The organism is Achromobacter sp. 1011811831 (genome assembly GCF_059760905.1).
In genome coordinates this window covers 1-630 of sequence record NZ_JCBANG010000213.1, presented here as the reverse complement: position 1 = coordinate 630, position 630 = coordinate 1, and the positions used below count along the sequence as shown (strand labels likewise).

Here is a 630-nt window from a genome sequence, read left to right as displayed (position 1 = left end):
TCTTCCGGCCTTTGCGTTCTCGCTGATTTTCTACGACCGGCTGGAGGCGGTCGTGGAGAACAAACGGCTGCACGCGTTCCTGGACGGCGTCGCGGCCGGCGTAGTCGGCCTGATCGGCGCAACCACCATCGACTTGGCGCAGGTCACTGCTGAACGTGTCCCATCGTTGACGGTGGGCATGTCGATCTTCGCCGCAGCCTTGGCATTCCTTTATGCCTGGAAGAACAAGCTCAACGTCGTCGTCGTGATCCTCGCGGCTGGATTGGCGGGGTGGCTGGTGTTTCCGAACCAAGGCTGAACCTGATCGAACCAGCCTTCGTCGCGCCGTTCTTACCTACCTTGTTTGAGGAAACCAAGATGCCTTACGAACTGAAACCTCTTTCATGCGATCCGGCCAAACTCACCGGCCTGTCCGAGAAACTCATCGTCAGCCACTGGGAGAACAACTACGGCGGGGCGGTGAAGCGCCTCAATGCCATCGAGCAGCGCCTGGCCGAATTGAACTGGGCCAGCGCCCCGGTGTTCGAGATCAACGGCCTCAAGCGCGAGGAGATGATCGCCAGCGGTTCGATGATCCTGCACGAGGTGTACTTCGATTCCCTCGGCGGCACGGGGGGCGACCCCGACGGG

At 61.0% G+C, this 630-nt stretch carries 1 protein-coding gene and 1 pseudogene; both read left to right on the top strand.

Annotation, left to right across the window (positions count from 1 at the left end):
- Positions 1-298 (top strand): chromate transporter (locus tag AC6LJ9_RS30645; protein ID WP_498150454.1); only part of this gene is annotated, 298 nt, incomplete at its 5' end.
- Positions 299-357: 59 nt separating this feature from the next.
- Positions 358-630 (top strand): annotated as a pseudogene (locus AC6LJ9_RS30640) (superoxide dismutase); the annotation flags it as partial.